Origin of the sequence: Streptomyces sp. NPDC020884 (assembly GCF_044333935.1) — a bacterium.
In the GTDB taxonomy this organism is placed as follows: domain Bacteria; phylum Actinomycetota; class Actinomycetes; order Streptomycetales; family Streptomycetaceae; genus Streptomyces.
On the sequence record NZ_JBIRRY010000007.1, the window covers coordinates 1 to 16,786 of the forward strand.

17 protein-coding genes are annotated in these 16,786 nt (G+C 73.8%); 8 read left to right on the forward strand and 9 right to left on the reverse strand.

The window, feature by feature from the left end; genetic code table 11:
* Window positions 1–203 precede the first annotated feature (203 nt).
* Window positions 204–1,502, forward strand: coding sequence for a DUF6986 family protein (locus ACH4UK_RS21585; protein WP_398358550.1), 1,299 nt, complete (start codon window positions 204–206; stop codon window positions 1,500–1,502).
* Window positions 1,503–1,661: 159 nt separating this feature from the next.
* On the opposite strand, the gene ACH4UK_RS21590 is transcribed toward ACH4UK_RS21585, so the two are convergent.
* Window positions 1,662–2,210 (reverse strand): CGNR zinc finger domain-containing protein, encoded by a 549-nt coding sequence (locus ACH4UK_RS21590; protein WP_398358552.1) that lies wholly within the window; start codon window positions 2,208–2,210, stop codon window positions 1,662–1,664.
* A 100-nt stretch (window positions 2,211–2,310) separates the two neighbouring features.
* On the opposite strand from ACH4UK_RS21590, the gene ACH4UK_RS21595 reads away from it, so the two are divergent.
* Window positions 2,311–3,150, forward strand: a complete 840-nt coding sequence (locus ACH4UK_RS21595; RefSeq protein WP_398358553.1) for an alpha/beta fold hydrolase — start codon at window positions 2,311–2,313, stop codon at window positions 3,148–3,150.
* Window positions 3,151–3,166: 16 nt separating this feature from the next.
* Here the strand turns inward: ACH4UK_RS21595 and ACH4UK_RS21600 are convergent, their stop codons facing one another.
* Complete coding sequence (locus ACH4UK_RS21600) at window positions 3,167–4,195, reverse strand: LacI family DNA-binding transcriptional regulator (RefSeq protein WP_398358555.1); 1,029 nt, start codon at window positions 4,193–4,195, stop codon at window positions 3,167–3,169.
* A gap of 196 nt (window positions 4,196–4,391) precedes the next feature.
* On the opposite strand from ACH4UK_RS21600, the gene ACH4UK_RS21605 reads away from it, so the two are divergent.
* Entirely contained in the window at window positions 4,392–5,321 is a 930-nt protein-coding gene (locus ACH4UK_RS21605) for an ROK family protein (RefSeq protein WP_398358557.1), read from the forward strand.
* 191 nt (window positions 5,322–5,512) lie between these two features.
* Window positions 5,513–6,550, forward strand: coding sequence for an NUDIX domain-containing protein (locus ACH4UK_RS21610; RefSeq protein WP_398358559.1), 1,038 nt, complete (start codon window positions 5,513–5,515; stop codon window positions 6,548–6,550).
* Between the two features lie 18 nt (window positions 6,551–6,568).
* On the opposite strand, the gene ACH4UK_RS21615 is transcribed toward ACH4UK_RS21610, so the two are convergent.
* Together ACH4UK_RS21615 and ACH4UK_RS21620 are read right to left on the reverse strand one after the other, a co-directional pair.
* Window positions 6,569–7,255: an MBL fold metallo-hydrolase gene (locus ACH4UK_RS21615; protein ID WP_398358560.1), complete on the reverse strand. Its 687-nt coding sequence runs from the start codon at window positions 7,253–7,255 to the stop codon at window positions 6,569–6,571.
* 184 nt (window positions 7,256–7,439) lie between these two features.
* Window positions 7,440–8,804, reverse strand: a complete 1,365-nt coding sequence (locus ACH4UK_RS21620) for a dipeptidase (protein ID WP_398358561.1) — start codon at window positions 8,802–8,804, stop codon at window positions 7,440–7,442.
* A gap of 195 nt (window positions 8,805–8,999) precedes the next feature.
* Here ACH4UK_RS21620 and ACH4UK_RS21625 point away from each other — a divergent pair, with 195 nt between their 5' ends.
* Window positions 9,000–10,205: a geranylgeranyl reductase family protein gene (locus ACH4UK_RS21625; RefSeq protein ID WP_398358562.1), complete on the forward strand. Its 1,206-nt coding sequence runs from the start codon at window positions 9,000–9,002 to the stop codon at window positions 10,203–10,205.
* Between the two features lie 83 nt (window positions 10,206–10,288).
* Here ACH4UK_RS21625 and ACH4UK_RS21630 read toward each other — a convergent pair whose 3' ends face one another.
* Window positions 10,289–10,744 carry a nitroreductase/quinone reductase family protein gene (locus ACH4UK_RS21630; RefSeq protein ID WP_398358563.1) on the reverse strand — a complete coding sequence of 152 codons (456 nt, stop codon included), beginning with the start codon at window positions 10,742–10,744 and terminating at the stop codon, window positions 10,289–10,291.
* A 163-nt stretch (window positions 10,745–10,907) separates the two neighbouring features.
* Here ACH4UK_RS21630 and ACH4UK_RS21635 point away from each other — a divergent pair, with 163 nt between their 5' ends.
* From ACH4UK_RS21635 to ACH4UK_RS21645, 3 genes are all read left to right on the forward strand, one after another.
* Window positions 10,908–11,609, forward strand: coding sequence for a TetR/AcrR family transcriptional regulator (locus ACH4UK_RS21635; RefSeq protein WP_398358564.1), 702 nt, complete (start codon window positions 10,908–10,910; stop codon window positions 11,607–11,609).
* A gap of 119 nt (window positions 11,610–11,728) precedes the next feature.
* Complete coding sequence (locus tag ACH4UK_RS21640; protein ID WP_398358565.1) at window positions 11,729–13,036, forward strand: sensor histidine kinase; 1,308 nt, start codon at window positions 11,729–11,731, stop codon at window positions 13,034–13,036.
* Window positions 13,033–13,698: a response regulator gene (locus ACH4UK_RS21645; RefSeq protein WP_398358566.1), complete on the forward strand. Its 666-nt coding sequence runs from the start codon at window positions 13,033–13,035 to the stop codon at window positions 13,696–13,698. Before ACH4UK_RS21640 ends, ACH4UK_RS21645 begins: the two co-directional genes overlap by 4 nt.
* Here ACH4UK_RS21645 and ACH4UK_RS21650 read toward each other — a convergent pair.
* From ACH4UK_RS21650 to ACH4UK_RS21665, 4 genes are all read right to left on the reverse strand, one after another.
* On the reverse strand, window positions 13,659–13,925 hold the full coding sequence (locus ACH4UK_RS21650; RefSeq protein ID WP_398358567.1) for a DUF6332 family protein: 267 nt from the start codon (window positions 13,923–13,925) through the stop codon (window positions 13,659–13,661). The two genes, ACH4UK_RS21645 and ACH4UK_RS21650, sit on opposite strands and share 40 nt — an antisense overlap.
* Window positions 13,926–14,014: 89 nt before the next feature.
* On the reverse strand, window positions 14,015–14,815 hold the full coding sequence (locus tag ACH4UK_RS21655) for a maleylpyruvate isomerase family mycothiol-dependent enzyme (RefSeq protein WP_398358568.1): 801 nt from the start codon (window positions 14,813–14,815) through the stop codon (window positions 14,015–14,017).
* A gap of 79 nt (window positions 14,816–14,894) precedes the next feature.
* The gene (locus ACH4UK_RS21660; protein WP_398358569.1) at window positions 14,895–15,260 is read right to left on the reverse strand and encodes an SCO4225 family membrane protein; all 366 of its coding nucleotides are present in this window, start codon (window positions 15,258–15,260) and stop codon (window positions 14,895–14,897) included.
* Window positions 15,261–15,359: 99 nt separating this feature from the next.
* On the reverse strand, window positions 15,360–16,490 hold the full coding sequence (locus ACH4UK_RS21665) for an MFS transporter (RefSeq protein ID WP_398358570.1): 1,131 nt from the start codon (window positions 16,488–16,490) through the stop codon (window positions 15,360–15,362).
* Window positions 16,491–16,786 lie beyond the last annotated feature (296 nt).

Consider the following 16,786-nt stretch of genomic DNA (forward strand, 5'->3'; position numbering starts at 1 on the left):
GTTCCCCAGCTCACCGAGGAGATCAACACCCGCAAGGGCTGATCCCCCGCACCACCCCCGCACTGGGCCGCACGGTGAACCCCACCGCGCGGCCCAGAGCCGTTCCGGGCGACCATTGACGCAGGTCCGACGGGCTTATAACTTCACTATACGGATTGTTGATTCCGGGAAGCGGAAAAAACGAGAGCGTGGAGGGTACGGTCATGGGTCAGCAGGAGAAGGTGGCGACGAGCCTCGCGGGCACGGTCAGCGAGGGGATCAGCGCCTCCCTCACGGCGGTCGACGCGGAACTCGCCCGCCGCTACCCGGGAGATCCCGGCACCCGCCAACCCGTGCACACCGTCTACGTACCCGGTGACGTCTTCGAGCCCGGCACGTTGCGCTCCTGGGGCGACCAGGCGCTGGCCGCCCTCGACGAGCACGCCCCCGACGCCTCCTCGCTCGCCGCCGTCCTCGGCATCCCCGAGGAACTGGCCGGGCCGGTCCACGACCGGGTGCGCGCCAAGCTGGAGCGCGAGCCCGTCGAGGACCTGCGCATCGACTTCGAGGACGGCTACGGCCCCCGCCCGGACGCCGAGGAGGACGAGGCCGCGGCCCGCGCCGCCCGGCTGGTCTCCGAGGCGTACGCGAACGGCACCGCGGCCCCGTACATGGGCATCCGGATGAAGTGCATGGAGGCCGGTGTGCGGGACCGGGGCATCCGCACCACGGATGTCTTCCTCACCGGCCTGATGGCGGCGGGCGGGCTTCCCGACGGGCTCGTGCTGACCCTCCCGAAGGTCACCTACCCCGAGCAGGTCACCGCCTTCGTCCAGCTTCTCGAAGCCTTCGAGAAGGCCCACGGCCTCGACGCGGGCCGGATCGGCTTCGAGATCCAGATCGAGACCAGCCAGTCCATCCTCGCCGCCGACGGGACCGCCGCCGTCGCCCGCATGATCGACGCCGCGCAGGGCCGGGCGACCGGGCTGCACTACGGCACCTTCGACTACAGCGCCTGCGTCGGCGTCAGCGCCGCCTACCAGGCCAGCGACCACCCGGCCGCCGACCACGCCAAGGCCGTCATGCAGGTCGCCGCCGCGGGCACCGGCGTACGGGTCTCCGACGGCTCGACCAACGTCCTGCCCGTCGGCCCCACCGCCCAGGTCCACGAGGCCTGGCGGCTCCACTACGGCCTCACCCGCCGCGCCCTGGCCCGCGCCTACTACCAGGGCTGGGACATGCACCCCGGTCACCTGCCGACGCGCTACGCGGCCGTCTACACCTTCTACCGGGAGGGCCTGGAGCCGGCCGCGGCCCGGCTCGCCGCGTACGTCGCCAAGTCCGGCGGTGACGTCATGGACGAGCCCGCCACCGCCAAGGCCCTCAGCGGCTACCTCCTGCGCGGCATCGACTGCGGCGCGCTGGACACCGCCGAGGTCGCCCGGCTGACCGGCCTGACCCGCGCGGACCTGGACGCCTTCGCCTCGCCGCGCCGGGGCGACCTGACGGTCACGGCTCCGTAGGGGCTTCGGGGGCGTCGAGGGGGTGACGGGTCGCCGGGTGCCGCGCCCCGACGGTCGGGCGCACCCGGCGGACGCCGGGGCGCGCCGCTCGGGTTCCGCGGGCGACGGCGCCACGCGGGCCGGTGACGGCTCCACGGGAGCCGCGAAGCTCAGGCGGCTTCAGGCGTCCCGGCGTGCCGTCGCGCCGCCGCGGGCGCGGTAGGCCCGCATCTTGTGCCGCGCGCCGCACACGTCCATGTCGCACCAGAGGCCGTTCGACGACGGCGCGCGGTCGTAGAAGATCCAGCGGCACTCCGGAGCCGCGCAGGCCTTGAGCCGGGTGGCGTGACGCCCCGTCAGGCCCTCGCGCAGAAGCGCTTCGAGCACCGGGCGGACCACCTCGGCCACCGGGCCGCCGGAGGCCGGCCGCAGGCCGAGCGTGCCGTCGGGCCTGACCGCTGGGGCGCCCGCCACCTCGGCGATGAGCCGGTTGAGGCCGTCGACGGCCCCGGGCGAGGTCCGCTCGACCAGGAAGGCCCGGACGGTCTCCCGCGCCTCGGCGAGCGACACCAGCTCTCCGGGGCCGTCGAGTGCCGGGAAGCCGTGCGCGCCGAGCCATCGGGCCGCCGTCTCCGGCCGGGCGAGCTCGTCTTCGCCGTGGAGGTGGGTGGCCGTGTTGCAGAACGCCTCGACGAGGTCGAGTTCCGCGGGTGCCGGGTTCCGTCGCATGATCCCCACTGTATCTGCGTTACCGACAAGCCTGCCATGCTGGTAACGTCGGAAGTCCGATGGGGTTCTCCCCTTCCATCCGCGGGCCAGGAGGCACGGCATGAACGGGAAGCTGACCAGGACGTTCGAGACTCCGGACGGGACGGTGCGGTGGGACGTGCTGGGGGAGGGGGAGCCGGTCGTCCTGCTGCACGGCACCCCGTTCTCGTCCCTCATCTGGCGGGACATCGCGCCGGCCCTCGCCCGCGACCACCGGGTCCACCTCTGGGACCTGCTCGGCTTCGGGCAGTCGGAACAGCGCGACGGGCAGGACGTCGGACCGGCGGCGCAGGCGAGGGTGTTCACCCGGCTCCTGGAGCACTGGGGGCTGGAGCGCCCGCGCGTGATCGCCCACGACATCGGCGGGGCCGTGGCCCTGCGGGCGCTGCTCCTGGACGGTGCGCGGTACGCGGACCTCACCCTGGTGGACGCGGTGGCCTGCGGGGACTGGGGGACCGGGCTCTTCAGGCTGATCAGGGAGAACGCGCACCTCTTCGAGCAACTCCCCGGCTACGCCCACGAGGCACTGGTCGAGAGTCACCTGCTCCACGCCTCTCACACCGGCTACCGGCCCGACGTACTGGCCGCGCATCTCGAACCGTGGCGCGGCGAGCGCGGCCGGGCCGCGTACTACCGCCAGTACCGGCAGGCCGAACAGGCCGCGACCGATGAGTTCCAGCATCTGCTGGGGACCGTTCCGGTGCCGACCCGGATCATCTGGGGACGCGAGGACCGGTTCCTGCCGGAGCCCTTCGCCGAGCAGTTGCACGCGCTGATCCCGCACTCCGAGCTGCACTGGATCGAGGGGGCGGGCCACACGGTCCAGGAGGACGCTCCCGCGCAACTGCTGGCCCTGCTGACCCGGGCGTTCCGGCCACTGCCCGACGCCGCCGGGGCCTGACGGTGCCCTGCGGGCCTCAGGCGGGCGGCAGTTCGCCCGAGCCGCGGGGGATCAGCGTCGTCGGCAGTTCCACCCGCGCCGTGGTGTGGTCCGCCCCGTCGAGACGGCGGAAGAGATGCTCGGCGGCGGTCCTGCCGACCGCCGCCGCGTCCTGCGAGATCACGGTGATGCCGAGCAGGTCGGCCAGCTCGATGTCGTCGAACCCCACCAGCGCCACCGGGCGTTCCCGCTCCGCGATCACCCGGACCACCGTCACCGTCACCCGGTTGTTGCCCGCGAACAGGGCGGTGACCGGCTCGGGCCCGCCGAGCATCTCCTCGGCGGCGGCCCGCACCCGCTCCGGCTCGGTGGAGCCGAGGGAGACCCAGCCGTCCTCGACGGTGATGCCCGCGTCCGTCATGGCGGCGTGATAGCCGCGCAGACGCTCGGTGGCCGTGTGGATCCGCGGCTGGTCGCCGATGAACCCGATCCTGCGGTGGCCGTGCGCGATCAGGTGCGCCACGCCCTGCCTGGCTCCGCCGAAGCTGTCGGAGAGCACCATGTCGACGTCCACGTGGCCCGCCGGACGGTCCACGAAGACCGTGGCGATGCCCGCCTTGATCTCCGGCTCCAGATAGCGGTGGTCGTCGCCGGCCGGGATCACGATGAGGCCGTCCACCCGGCGGGCGCACAGCGCCAGCACCAACTCCTGCTCCCGCTCCGGGTCCTCGGCGCTGGAACCGTTGATCAGCAGCGCGCCGTGCGCGCGGGCGACCTCCTCGACGGCGCGGCTGAGCGGACCGTAGAACGGGTCGGCCAGATCCTCCAGGACCAGTCCGATGGACGCCGTACGGCCCTTGCGCAGCACGCGGGCGCTGTCGTTGCGGCGGAAACCGAGCGCGTCGATCGCCTCCTGCACGCGGCGCTCGGTGTCGGGCGTGACGCCGGGCTCGCTGTTCACCACCCGGGAGACCGTCTTGAGGCCGACTCCGGCGCGGGCCGCCACGTCCTTCATGGTCGGCCGGTTGCCGTAACGGGTCTCGGAATGACGGGTGGTCCGGTCCACGTGCGCTGTCCTGTCGTCGGAATACGGGCGGGGCTGCGGTGCTCCGGCCGGGCCGAGCGGGGCGCCGCGGGGGTGATCGGAGGCTGTGGCGTCGAGCATAGGCCCTGGACAACGTTGTCAGCAGAATGGAGACTGTGCAGACTATGGACGGAACCCGCAGGTCCCGCCCCCTCGCCGATCCGGAGACCCCACACCGATGCATACCGACCTCGTCGCCGCACTCGACATCGGCGGCACCAAGATCGCCGGAGCGCTGGTGGACGGCGATGGATCCCTTCTCGTACGGGCGCAGCGGCCGACGCCCGCCCGGGAGGGCGCCGAGGCGGTCATGGGCGCCGTGGACGAGGTGCTGGGCGAGCTGATGGCCTCGCCGCTGTGGCGCCGCGCGGGGTCCGTCGGGATCGGCAGCGCCGGTCCCGTGGACGCCGCCGCCGGCACGGTCAGCCCGGTCAACGTCCCCGGTTGGCGGGACTTCCCGCTGGTGGAGCGGGTGCACAAGACGGCGGGCGGACTGTCGGTCGCGCTGGTCGGCGACGGGGTCGCGATGACGGCCGCCGAGCACTGGCTCGGCGCGGCCCGCGGCTACGACAACGCGCTGTGCCTCGTCGTGTCGACGGGCGTCGGCGGCGGACTCGTCCTGGGCGGCACCCTGCGTCCCGGCCCCTCGGGCAACGCCGGGCACATCGGCCACATCAGCGTCGACCTGGACGGCGACCCGTGCCCCTGCGGCGCGCGCGGCTGCGTCGAAGGCATCTCCAGCGGCCCCAACATCGCCCGCCGCGCCCTGGAGAACGGCTGGCGGCCCGGCCCGGACGGCGACGCGACGGCGGCCGCGGTGGCGCTCGCCGCCCGCGCCGGGGACCCGGTCGCCATCGCCTCCTACGAGCGCGCGGCCCAGGCGCTGGCGGCGGGCATCGCCGCCACCGCCACCCTGGCGGACCTCGACATCGCGGTGGTCGGCGGGGGAGTGGCCGGGGCCGGCGACGTGCTCTTCGTGCCGCTGCGCCGCAGCCTGCGCGACTACGCCACGCTCTCCTACCTCCGCCGGCTGACCGTGGCGCCCGCCGTGATGGGCACGGACGCCGGCCTGGTCGGTGCGGCGGCCGCGGCCATCGCGCTGCGCTGACGACTTCCCGGAGGCGCCCGGTTCGTCAGCCGGGCGCCTCCCGGGTCGACCCCTTCCGTGCCTTCCCCGCCGCTCCCCGGCCGTCCGGGACCTTCACGGGAACCGCTGTCCGGCAACGCCGTCGCCGCCGCGGGGTTTCCGCGGCAGGGTGTTGCGGGCAAGCCACAGGGGGCTACGGAAGAGGGGGAACCGTGATCGTCTGGATCAACGGTGCGTTCGGCGCGGGCAAGACCGGCGCCGCGGGCGAACTGATCGATCTGATCCCGAACAGCACGCTGTACGACCCGGAGATCACCGGCGCGGGGCTGCGCAGTCTGCTGCCCCAGAAGAGACTCGCCGAGGTCACCGACGTGCAGGACCTGCCGATCTGGCGGCGGCTCGTGGTGGATACGGCGGCGGCGCTGCTCGCCGAGGCGCCCGGGGTGCTGGTGGTGCCGATGACCCTGCTGCGGCAGGAGTATCGCGACGAGATCTTCGGAGGGCTCGCCTCCCGGCGCATCCCCGTCCGGCATGTGGCGCTCTCACCTGAGGAAACGATCCTGCGCGGCCGGATCGCGGACCGCGTGGAATTCCCGGGCGACGAGGAGCAGAGCGAGCGGGTGCGCCGGTGGGCGTACGAGCACATCGGCCCGTACCGCGACGCCCTCGGCTGGATCGCCGATGACGCCCATGTGGTCGACAACAGCACCCTCACGCCCCGGGAGACCGCCGAGCGGATCGCGGTCGCCGTGCGCACGGGGAGCGCCGCGCCGTGTCCGATCGTCCAGAGCCCCGAGCCGACCGGCGAGACGGTGGCCGCCGGTGTGCTGCTCTTCGACGAGCAGGACCGGGTGCTGCTCGTCGATCCCACGTACAAGCCGGGTTGGGAGTTCCCCGGCGGGGTCGTGGAGGCGGGCGAAGCCCCCGCGCAGGCGGGGATCCGTGAGGTCGCCGAGGAGATAGGCCTGCGCCTCGAGCGGGTCCCGACCCTGCTGCTCGTCGACTGGGAGTCGCCCCGGCCGCCCGGCTACGGCGGGCTGCGCTTCCTCTTCGACGGCGGCCTGTTGAGCGCCGAGGACGCCGGCCGGCTGCTGCTGCCGGGATCCGAGCTGCGCGGCTGGCGCTTCGTCACGGAGGAGGAGGCCGCGGGGATGCTGCCGCCGACCCGGTACGAGCGGCTGCGCTGGGCCCTGCGGGCGCGCGAGCGGTCGACGGTGCTGAACCTGGAGGCGGGGGTTCCGGTGGGCTGAGGTGCGCCCGGCCGCCCCTCACACACCGTTCGCCGCCGCCTCCATCACCGCGGCCGCGTTCTCGGTGAGCGGGGCGCCGTGACCGAAGCAGACGGTACGGGGCGCGAGCGCGGCCAGCCGCCGGAACGTGGCCTGTGCCCCGGCGCGGTCCGCGTTGAACACGCCGAGCATCACCCGCTCCGCCGAAGCGACGCAGTCGCCGGTGAACAGCACACCGTGGCGCGGCAGATGGAGGGCGATGGAGCCCGGTGTGTGACCGGGGGCGTGCACCACCCGCGCGCCGCCCCCGAACGGCAGCACCTCGCCGCCGGCCACCTCACGGTCGACCCGGGTGGGCGGGGCGTCGGGGCACGTCAGCCCGTGCTCGTACAGCGGCCGTTCCCAGTCCAGCAGATCCGGTTCCGGTGGCGGGCGCTCGCCCCGGACCGCCGGGGCGTCCAGCGTGTGGGCGAGGATCTCGGCGCCGTGGCGGTCGGCGAGCTCCTGCGCGGCCCCGTAGTGGTCGCGGTGGCCGTGGGTGAGGACGATGCGGCGGATCCGGGCCGGGTCGTGGCCGAGCGAGCGGATCGCGTCCTCGATCGCGGCGGCCGCATCGATGTCGCCCGCGTCGATCAGGGTCAGATCCGTCCCGTCGCGCCAGAGATAGGCCTGACCGATCCGGAAGCGGAACATGTGCAACGGGGGGAGTACCTCGACGAGATCCATGCGGCGAACGTACGCAGCGGCGGCGGGCCGTCGTACGGATCTACGCTGCGGGCGACTTCGCCGAGGGCGTAGGGCGTAGGCGTCGAGGGCGCGGGGCGCGGGGCGCGGGGCCTGGGAGTCGTCCGGGGCCGCCGGGGGTCCTTCCGGGCGGGCGTGCCCGGCCGGAGGACCCCCGGGGCGGCGGTCAGACCTTCTTCGACGCGGCGTAGTTCCGCAGGAACAGCGCCTCGGCGACCGACATCCGCTCCAGCTCCTCGGGCGACACGCTCTCGTTCACCGCGTGGATCTGCGCCTCGGGCTCGCTCAGCCCGATCAGCAGGATCTCCGCATCCGGGTAGAGGCCCGACAGTGCGTTGCACAGCGGGATGGAGCCGCCCATCCCGGAGGACTGCATCTCCTGGCCCGGGTAGGCGTCCCGCATCGCGTCCGCCATCGCCGTGTAGGCCGGGCTGGTCATGTCGGCGCGGAACGGCTGGCCCTGGCCGACCCGTTCCACCCGCACCCGGGCACCCCACGGGGCGCGCGACTCCAGGTGGGCGGTGAGCAGCTTCGCCGCCTCGGCGGCGTCGTGGCCCGGCGGCACCCGCAGGCTGATCTGCGCCCGCGCGCTCGCCTGCACGGACGGCGTCGCGCCGACCACCGGCGGGCAGTCGATGCCGATGACAGTGACGGCGGGACGGGCCCAGATGCGGTCCGCGACCGTCCCCGTGCCGATCAGCTCCACCCCGTCCAGCACCTTGGCGTCCTGCCGGAACTCCGCCTCCGGGTACTGCAGGCCGTCCCAGTCGGCGTCACCGCTCAGACCGTCGACCGTGGTGGTCCCGTCCTCGGCGCGCAGCGAGGCCAGCAGCTGGATCATCGCGGCCAGCGCGTCCGGGGCCGCGCCGCCGAACTGCCCCGAGTGCAGGTTCCCTTCGAGGGTGTCCAGCTGCACCCGCAGCATCGTCATCCCGCGCAGCGTCGCGGTGACCGTCGGCAGGCCCACCCGGAAGTTCCCGGTGTCGCCGATGACGATCGTGTCGGCCGCCAGCAGCTCCGGGTGCGCCTGCGCGTACTGCTCCAGGCCACCGGTGCCCTGCTCCTCGGAGCCCTCGACGATCACCTTCACCGAGACCGGGACGCCCCCGTTCGCCTTGAGGGCGCGCAGCGCGAGCAGGTGCATGATGAACCCGCCCTTGCAGTCGGCCGCGCCCCGGCCGAACCAGCGCCCGTCGCGGTCGGTCAGCTCGAACGGCGGGGAGATCCAGGCCGCCTCGTCCAGCGGCGGCTGCACGTCGTAGTGCGCGTACAGCAGCACCGTCGGCGCACCGGCCGGGCCGGGCAGGAAGCCGTAGACGGACTGCGTACCGTCGGGGGTGTCCAGCAGGGCGACGTCCGTGAATTCCTCGGCGCGCAGGGCGTCGGCGACCCAGTTCGCCGCCCCCTCGCACGCGCTCCTCGGGAAGACCGCCGGGTCCGCCACCGACTGGAACGCCACCAGTTCGGCCAGTTCCCCCCGGGCGCGGGGCATCAGCGAGGCGACGGTCTCGGAAATCGGACGGGCGGTCATGGGCACGCTCCTCGTGGGTGCGACGTTAGGGGGAGGGCGCGGTGAGTACGCGACCGGGTGCGACGCCGTCTCCGCGGCGACGCGTGTACGACGAAATCATGGTCGATCCTCCCACAGGAGGGCTTGGCCGGAACGCGCCGTAGGATGCCGTGAGCAGCTTGGGGCCACTGGTCGGATCGGGAGCAGAAGCACATCGTGAGCAGCGAGAACGCAGACGCCGGACGTGAGCCGGAAGAGTCGTCCGTGTGGGATGTCGTCGTGGTCGGCGCCGGACCGGCCGGCGCATCGGCGGCGTACGCGGCAGCCGTGGCGGGCCGAAGAGTTCTGCTGCTGGAGAAAGCGGAACTGCCGCGTTACAAGACCTGCGGCGGTGGAATCATCGGGTTCTCGCGGGACTCCCTGCCACCCGGTTTCGAACTGCCGTTCAAGGACCGCATCTACGCGGTGACCTTCTCGCTCAACGGCAAGCTGTCACGCACCCGCCGCTCCCGGCGCATGCTCTTCGGGCTCATCAACCGCCCGGAGTTCGACGCCGGGCTGGTGGAGGAGGCGCAGAAGGCCGGGGCCGAACTGCGCACCGGGGCGGCGGTGGTGCGGGTCGAGCAGCACGGTCCCGCCGTGCCCGACCGGCGAACGGTCGCCGTGGTGCTGGCCGGTGGCGAGACGGTGCTCGCGCGGGCGGTCGTCGGCGCGGACGGCAGCGCGGGCCGGATAGGAGCCCATGTCGGGGTGAAGCTCGACCAGGTCGACCTCGGCCTGGAGGCGGAGATCCCGGTTCCGGCCACCGTCGCGGAGGACTGGGCGGGCCGGGTGCTCATCGACTGGGGCCCGATGCCGGGCAGCTACGGCTGGGTCTTCCCCAAGGGGGACACCCTGACCGTGGGCGTCATCTCGGCGCGCGGCGAAGGCGCGGGCACCAAGCGGTATCTGGAGGACTTCATCGCCCGCCTCGGCCTCGCCGGGTTCGAGCCGGCCGTCTCCTCGGGGCACCTCACCCGCTGCCGCAGCGACGACTCGCCGCTCTCCCGCGGCCGGGTCGTGGTCTGCGGGGACGCGGCCGGACTGCTGGAGCCGTGGACCCGCGAGGGCATCTCCTTCGCGCTGCGCTCCGGCCGGCTCGCGGGGGAGTGGGCGGTCAGGATCGCCGAGTCGCACGACGCGGTGGACGCCCGCCGCCAGGCCCTGAACTACGCCTTCGCGATCAAGGCCGGTCTCGGCGTGGAGATGGGTGTCGGCCGCCGCATGCTCAAGCTGTTCGAGCGCCGCCCGGGAGTGCTGCACGCGGTGCTGACCGGCTTCCGCCCGGCGTGGAAGGCGTTCGCCGGGATCACCCGGGGCACGACGTCGCTGGCCGAGCTGGTCCGCACGCACCCGCTGGCGCAGCGGGTGCTGAACCGCTAGCGGCTCACCTCACGACCGCGCATCCCGGGGTGTCGTTCCGTCCGGCCGGACGCAGCGGCACCCCGGGTCCGTGCCCGGCACGGTCAGGCCCCGACCGTGATGCGGAAGACCGGGTGGTCCGGGCAGGCGGCGAGGAGCTCGGCGTCCGTGGACTTCGCCGTGATCCCCTGGAAGTACTGGTTGACCTCCCAGCCCCACCGCTTCAGATAGGCGCGGATGATCCGGGCCTTCTGTGCGTCGTCGGCGATCTCCACGGCGGTGAAGGGGGTGATCCGCCGCCCCAGCCGCAGCTCGCCGCCGCCCGCGACGCGCATGTTGCGCACCCACTGCGAGTGGCCCCGCGCCGAGACGAGGTACCGCTCGCCCTCGAAGGCGTGGGCGTTGACCGGGATGCGCTGCAACTGCCCGCTCTTGCGTCCGCGCACCGACATCTCGGCGGACCCCATCAGGCTGAGGCCGTATCGGGCCAGCAGGCCGACGACCTTGTTGAGGCGGTTGGCGGAGGCGCTCGCCCGGAGGTAGTACGTCTGCTGCGACATGGTGACTCCCGCGGTGTGGATGCTGCTGCGATATAAGGAGAGCGGTGCTCTCGCTTGAGATCAGTGTGCACGCCGGGGGCACCCAAAGCAAGAGCGCTGCTCTCGTTCTTGTCTCTTGCTCTCATTTCTGGCCGGTGCTCCACGCACGTGGCAGACTGATCGCATGAGCACCATCCGAGGGGCCAGGGAACGCGCCCGCATCGAAGTGACCGCGGCCATCAAGGGCGAGGCGAGGAAGCAGCTCGCCGAGGAGGGCGCGGCGAAGCTGTCGCTGCGGGCCGTCGCCCGGGAGCTGGGCATGGTCTCCTCCGCGCTCTACCGCTACTTCCCCAGCCGCGACGACCTGCTCACCGCGCTGATCGTCGACGCGTTCGACGCGATCGGCGAGGTCGCGGAAGAGGCGGCGGAGCGGGCGGGGACCGCTCCGCCCGCCGAACGCTGGGTCGCCGTGGCCTGTGCCGTACGGGAATGGGGGCTCGCCCACCCCCATGAGTACGCCCTGATCTACGGCTCGCCCGTCCCCGGCTACATCGCCCCGATGGACACGGTGGGGCCCGCCTCCCGGGTGGGGCTGGTCCTCATCGACGTGGTCCGCGCCGCGTTCCGGGCCGATGGCCTCGCCGTGCCCTCCCTCGCCCCGGAACTGCGCTCCGACGCCGAGCGGATGGCCGCCGAGTTCGCCCAGGACGTGCCTCCGGCGGCCGTGGCCGCCCTGGTCGCCGCCTGGGCCCAGCTCTTCGGCCTGATCTCCTTCGAGCTGTTCGGCCAGTTCAACCGGGTCGTCGAGGCGCGCGAGCCGCTGTTCCGGCAGGCGGCCGGCGAGCTGGCCCGCTCGGTGGGGCTGCTCGGCGGCCGGACGGGCTGACCGCGGGGGCCGCCGCCCGCGCCCCCGTGCCGCTTCGGCGGCGTACTCCCCACGGAGTACGGGTGATCACCACGCACGGCGGACGCCCCCGCCCCTGTCCGCCGTCTAGCGTGGCCGCCATGGACGAACAGCAACCGCGGCGCCGGGGCGGCGGTCCCCCCTGCGGCCTACCGGGATTCCGGACGCTCGGACGGCCGGGGAGGCGGGGCGGCCCGCCGCCGTGGCTGTCCGGCGCGCGCTCACGGACCGCCGCCGGACTGCCCTGGGTGTCGACGGCCGTGCTGCTGGTGTTCGTCATGGTCGGCACGGGCTTCGCCGAGCACGGGCAGGACCGCCGGCCGCTGGACCTGACGGCCCGGCTGCTGCTGTTCGCCGCGGTGGCCGTGCTGCTCGTGCGCCGGTGCCGCCCCGTGGTCGCCGTGGCCACCACCTGCGCGGCGACCCTGGTCTACCTCGCGGCGGGCTATCCGTACGGGCCGGTGTTCGTCGCCGTCGCCGTCGGCTGCTTCAGCGCGATCGTGGCCGGGCACCGCAAGGCCGCCTGGTGGTCGCTCGGCGGGCTGTGGGCCGGGCACGTTCTGGTGGTCCACTGGCTGTACCGCTGGCTGCCGCCGGGCGACGACCGGGCCGCGCCCTGGGCGCAGGAGGGCCCCATCACCGCGTGGGTGGTGGCCGTCGTGGCCGCCGCCGAACTGCTGCGGGTGCGCCGCGAGCAGTGGGCGGCCGCCCGTGCGGAGCGTGAGGCGGCGGAGCGGCGGCGGGCCGACGAGGAGCGGCTGCGCATGGCCCGCGAACTCCACGACGTGCTGGCCCACAGCATCTCCGTCATCAACGTGCAGGCCGGGGTCGGACTCGCCCTCCTCGACTCCGACCCGGAACAGGCCAGGACCGCCCTCACCACGATCAAGGGGGCCAGCAAGGAGGCGCTGGACGAGGTACGTCAGGTGCTCGCCAACCTCCGTACGCCCGGCGACGCCCCCACGTCCCCGGCCCCCGGCCTCGACCGGCTCCCCGAACTCGTCGAACAGGCGGCCGGCGCCGGGCTCACCGTCACCGTGGAGAGCGAGGGCCGCTCGGCCGCCGTCCCGCCCGGCGCCGATCTCGCCGCCTTCCGCATCGTCCAGGAGGCCCTGACCAACGTCGTCCGCCATTCCGGCTCCCGTACCGCCCGGGTGCACATCGCCTACGGATCCGGGCGCGTCCGGCTCCGCATCGACGACGCTGGACCGGCCACCGGCGGCGACGCGGGCGGCAGCGGCAACGGACTCGTCGGGATGCGGGAGCGGGCCGCCGCGCTCGGTGGCACGATCGAGGCGGGCCCCCGTCCGGACGGCGGCTTCCGGGTCCTGGCGGAACTCCCGTTCACCGACCCGGACCGCGACCGACGCCGCCAGGACCCGCCGGAGCCCGCCGAGGAGACACCGTGATCCGCGTAACGCTCGCCGACGACCAACTGCTGGTACGGGCGGGCTTCCGCGCCCTGCTGGATGCGCAACCCGACATCGAGGTCGCCGGGGAGGCCGCCGACGGCGAGGAGGCCGTCCGCCTGGTCCGCGAACTGCGCCCCGACATCGTGCTGATGGACATCCGCATGCCCCGCCTGGACGGACTGGCCGCCACCCGGCGGATCACCGGCGACCCGGACCTGGACGAGGTGAAGGTGGTCATGCTCACCACCTTCGAACTCGACGAGTACGTCTTCGAGGCCATCCGCAACGGGGCGTCGGGCTTCCTGGTCAAGGACACCGAACCGGAGGAACTGCTCCGCGCGGTGCGGGCGGTGGTCGGCGGGGACGCACTGCTCTCCCCGGGCGTGACGCGCCGGCTGATCGCGGAGTTCGCGGCCCGCTCCAAGGAACCGACGGCCGCCGCCTCGCTCGTCCGGCTCACCGAACGGGAGCGGGAGGTGATGGCGCTGGTCGGCATCGGCCTGTCCAACGAGGAGATCGCCCGCAGACTGGTCGTCAGCCCGCTCACCGCGAAGACCCACGTCAGCCGCACGATGGTCAAGCTCGGAGCCCGCGACCGGGCCCAACTCGTCGTCCTCGCCTACGAATCGGGCCTGGTGCGCCCCGGCTGGCTCGGCTGAGCCGGGGCGGGCGGCCGGGCGTGCCCGCGTCGCGGGAAGCGCCACAGCACATGGACGAGACGGACGGCGAAGGCCAGGAGGGCGGCCGCGGCGGCGGCGTGGGGGAGCACCCGCCGCACGGTCGGAGCGGGATCGAAGAAGAACAGCGTGGGCACGAGCAGGCCAGCGAAGGTCAGACCGGCCACGAAGGCGGCGCTGACCAGGGCGTAGCCGATCTCGATCGTCATCGCGTCCCGGTCGGCCCGCGTCCGCCGTCCGCCGCCGGCAGCGGTGGGCCCGGGAGGCGCCTGCTCCGACCCCTCCCGTCCGGGGGCCCTCACCAGGTGACCGCGGAGTTGTCGGTCCAGAGGCGGGCCACCGAGCGGTCGCCGCGCAGGGTGAGGGCGGTGAGCGGCAGCCGGTTCCAGAGGGTGAGGTAGAGCCCCTCGGCCGTACCGCTCAGCTCGCAGTCGACGGGCTCCGGGCGGCTGTCCGCGCTGCCGTCGCCGTCCCCGGTGGCCGCGCCGTCGGGGTGTCCCGGGGCTGCCGAACGTACGGCCTGCGGCGGCTCCTGCGAGATCCGCACCGTCCAGGTCGCCGCCGTGTCCACGGCCCGCACCCGCAGCGTGCGAGGCGTCCTGGAGCGGACCCGGCTCTTGGGGCGGGCGTGGAATCCGGTGAGGAGTTCGTCGATGCCGTCAGCGGCCCGGTGGGGAGACACCGGGGTCAGCGGACCGCCGAGCGCCGATTCCGCGTCCACGCGGTGCACGGTCGTCTCGTTCAGCTGACGGCGGGACCAGAACGCCAGCGGCGAGGGCGACGGCAGGAAGGTCCAGCAGTCCAGGTCGGCGGGCGCTTCCTCCAGGGACCGGACCAGATGGCGGTGTCCCTCGCGGAACCAGTCCAGGAGCTCCGCGCCGTCCAGGGCGGGTTCGCCGCCGTCGGGCCGGTAGGCGGTGTGCCCCTCGACGACGAACGCCGCGGCCCACCGGTGCACCATGCCGGTGTGCCGCAGCAGATGGCGTATCTGCCAGCCGGGGCAGGTCGGGACCGATGCCCCGGGGCCGGCCTGCTCGGCGGCGGTCGCCAGCAGCCGCCCCTCCTCGGACAACGCCGCGATGTGCTCGGTGATCTGCATGGCGGTGATTGTGCCAGGGCCGTGCGGGGCAGCTGGGGCCTGTCGCCGGTCCTGTGGATCAGGCGTCAGGACTCGGGCCTCAGGCGCCCTGCGGGTGCGCGGATCCGGTCGATCCGGCCCGGCGCACCAGGCGGACGAACCAGCCCAGGGCCAGCGACTGGAAGAGCACCGAGACCACCAGGCCGAGCACGAGGAACCACGCGGGCCCGCCCGCCTCGGCGCCCGCCAGGGAGCTGCCGAAGAAGAACAGGAAGATGGTCGGGGCCGCGAGGAGGAACAGCCAGACGCCGGAGAACGAGGCGTCCTCGTGGGCCACGAACAGGGTGTCGACGGTGACGAAGAGCGTCGCCGCGAGCACCAGTCCGAGGTAGACCAGGGAAGCGGGGTTGCGAAAGGTCAGCCGCACCAGGGTGTTCAGGTGCGGGTGGTCGGTCAGCCGCTTCATGGCGTGCTCCTCGCTCGAAAGATCCTGGATCTCCATCGTGCGCCGGGGGAGCGTGCGCCGCCTGAGTACGGCTACTCAATCGAGCGGGTGTGCGGGTGGTCAGGTGTGCGCATCCGACGTCGCGTTGCGTGCCCCGTAACCCAGGGCGGCCGCCGCCGAGGCCAGCAGGGCGACCGTCGTCAGGGCCAGCGGGAGCGAGAACCAGTCGGCGAGGAAGCCGATCGCGGGCGGGCCGAGCAGCATGCCGCCGTACCCGAGCGTCGACGCCGCGGCGACCCCGCTCGGTCCCGCGAGTTCGCCCGCGCGTCCCACCGCGACGGGGAAGATGTTGGCGAGCCCCAGTCCGGTGACCGCGAATCCGGTCAGCGCCAGCCAGGTGGTCGGCGCCAGCGAGCCCAGCAGCATCCCGGCCGCGGCGGTCGCGCCGCCGAGGACGAGGGTGCGGGTCTGACCGAGCCGTTCCAGGAGCAGCGTCCCGGTCAGCCGGCCGGCCGTCATGGTCAGGGCGAACAGCGCGTATCCGGCGGCGGCGAGCCCGGGGTGCGCGCCCAGGTCCTGTTCCAGGTGCAGCGCTCCCCAGTCGGCCAGGGCCCCTTCCCCGTACGCCGTGCACAGCGCGATCACGCCGAAGAGCGCGACGATCCGGCGGGCCCGGGGCGACAGGCGCTGCTTCGGCTGCCGCGGGTCCAGAGCCTCCGGTGCGGCGGGGGCCGGGCGGTGGCGCAGCAGGGAGGGTCCGGCGAAGGCGGTGACGAGCAGGCCGATCCCGGCCAGCAGGAAGAGGTGGGTGGCGGCGGAGAGGCTGCCCGCGACCAGCCCGCCGAGCCCGGCGCCGACCATGCCGCCCAGGCTGAACGCCGCGTGGAAGCTCGGCATCACGGGCCGGCGCAGCTCGGCGACCAGGTCGACGGCGGCGCTGTTCATCGCCACGTTCATCCCGCCGTACGCCGCGCCGAACACCAGGAGCACCAGGCCCAGGGCGAGCGTCGAATGGGTCTGGGCGGGCAGGGCGATGCTCAGGGGGAGCAGGATGCCGCAGACCACGGTGACGGCATGACTGCCGTAGCGGCGGCAGAGCCGGCCGGTGAGCATCATGGTGATCACCGCACCGGCGGAGACGCCGAGCAGGGCGAGGCCGAGGGTGGAGGCGGAGGCTCCGGTCTGCTGCTTGATGGCCGGGATACGGACCACCCAGCCGGCGAAGAGGAACCCGTCGAGGGCGAAGAACACGGTCAGCGCGGTACGGAGGCGGGCCGACGCGGGTGGGGCGGTGTCTCCGCCAGGTCCCCCCGGTAGGGCCGTCCGCAGTTTGTTTAGTTGCGGCACAAACTCAGGATAGGGGTGCTTCGGCGATGGACGCAACATCGCTGCGCACGGGATGTTCCGGGGTGCGGCCAGGGCCGCACGGGCTCCCCGGGGCCGGTCGTTCTCGGCCTCGCTCGAGCGCGCGGGGCTCCGTCGCGGCGCCGCGATTCTCCGCCTCGCGGCCGCACGCGCCGGACCCCGCTCCCTGATCCGGCCCGCTC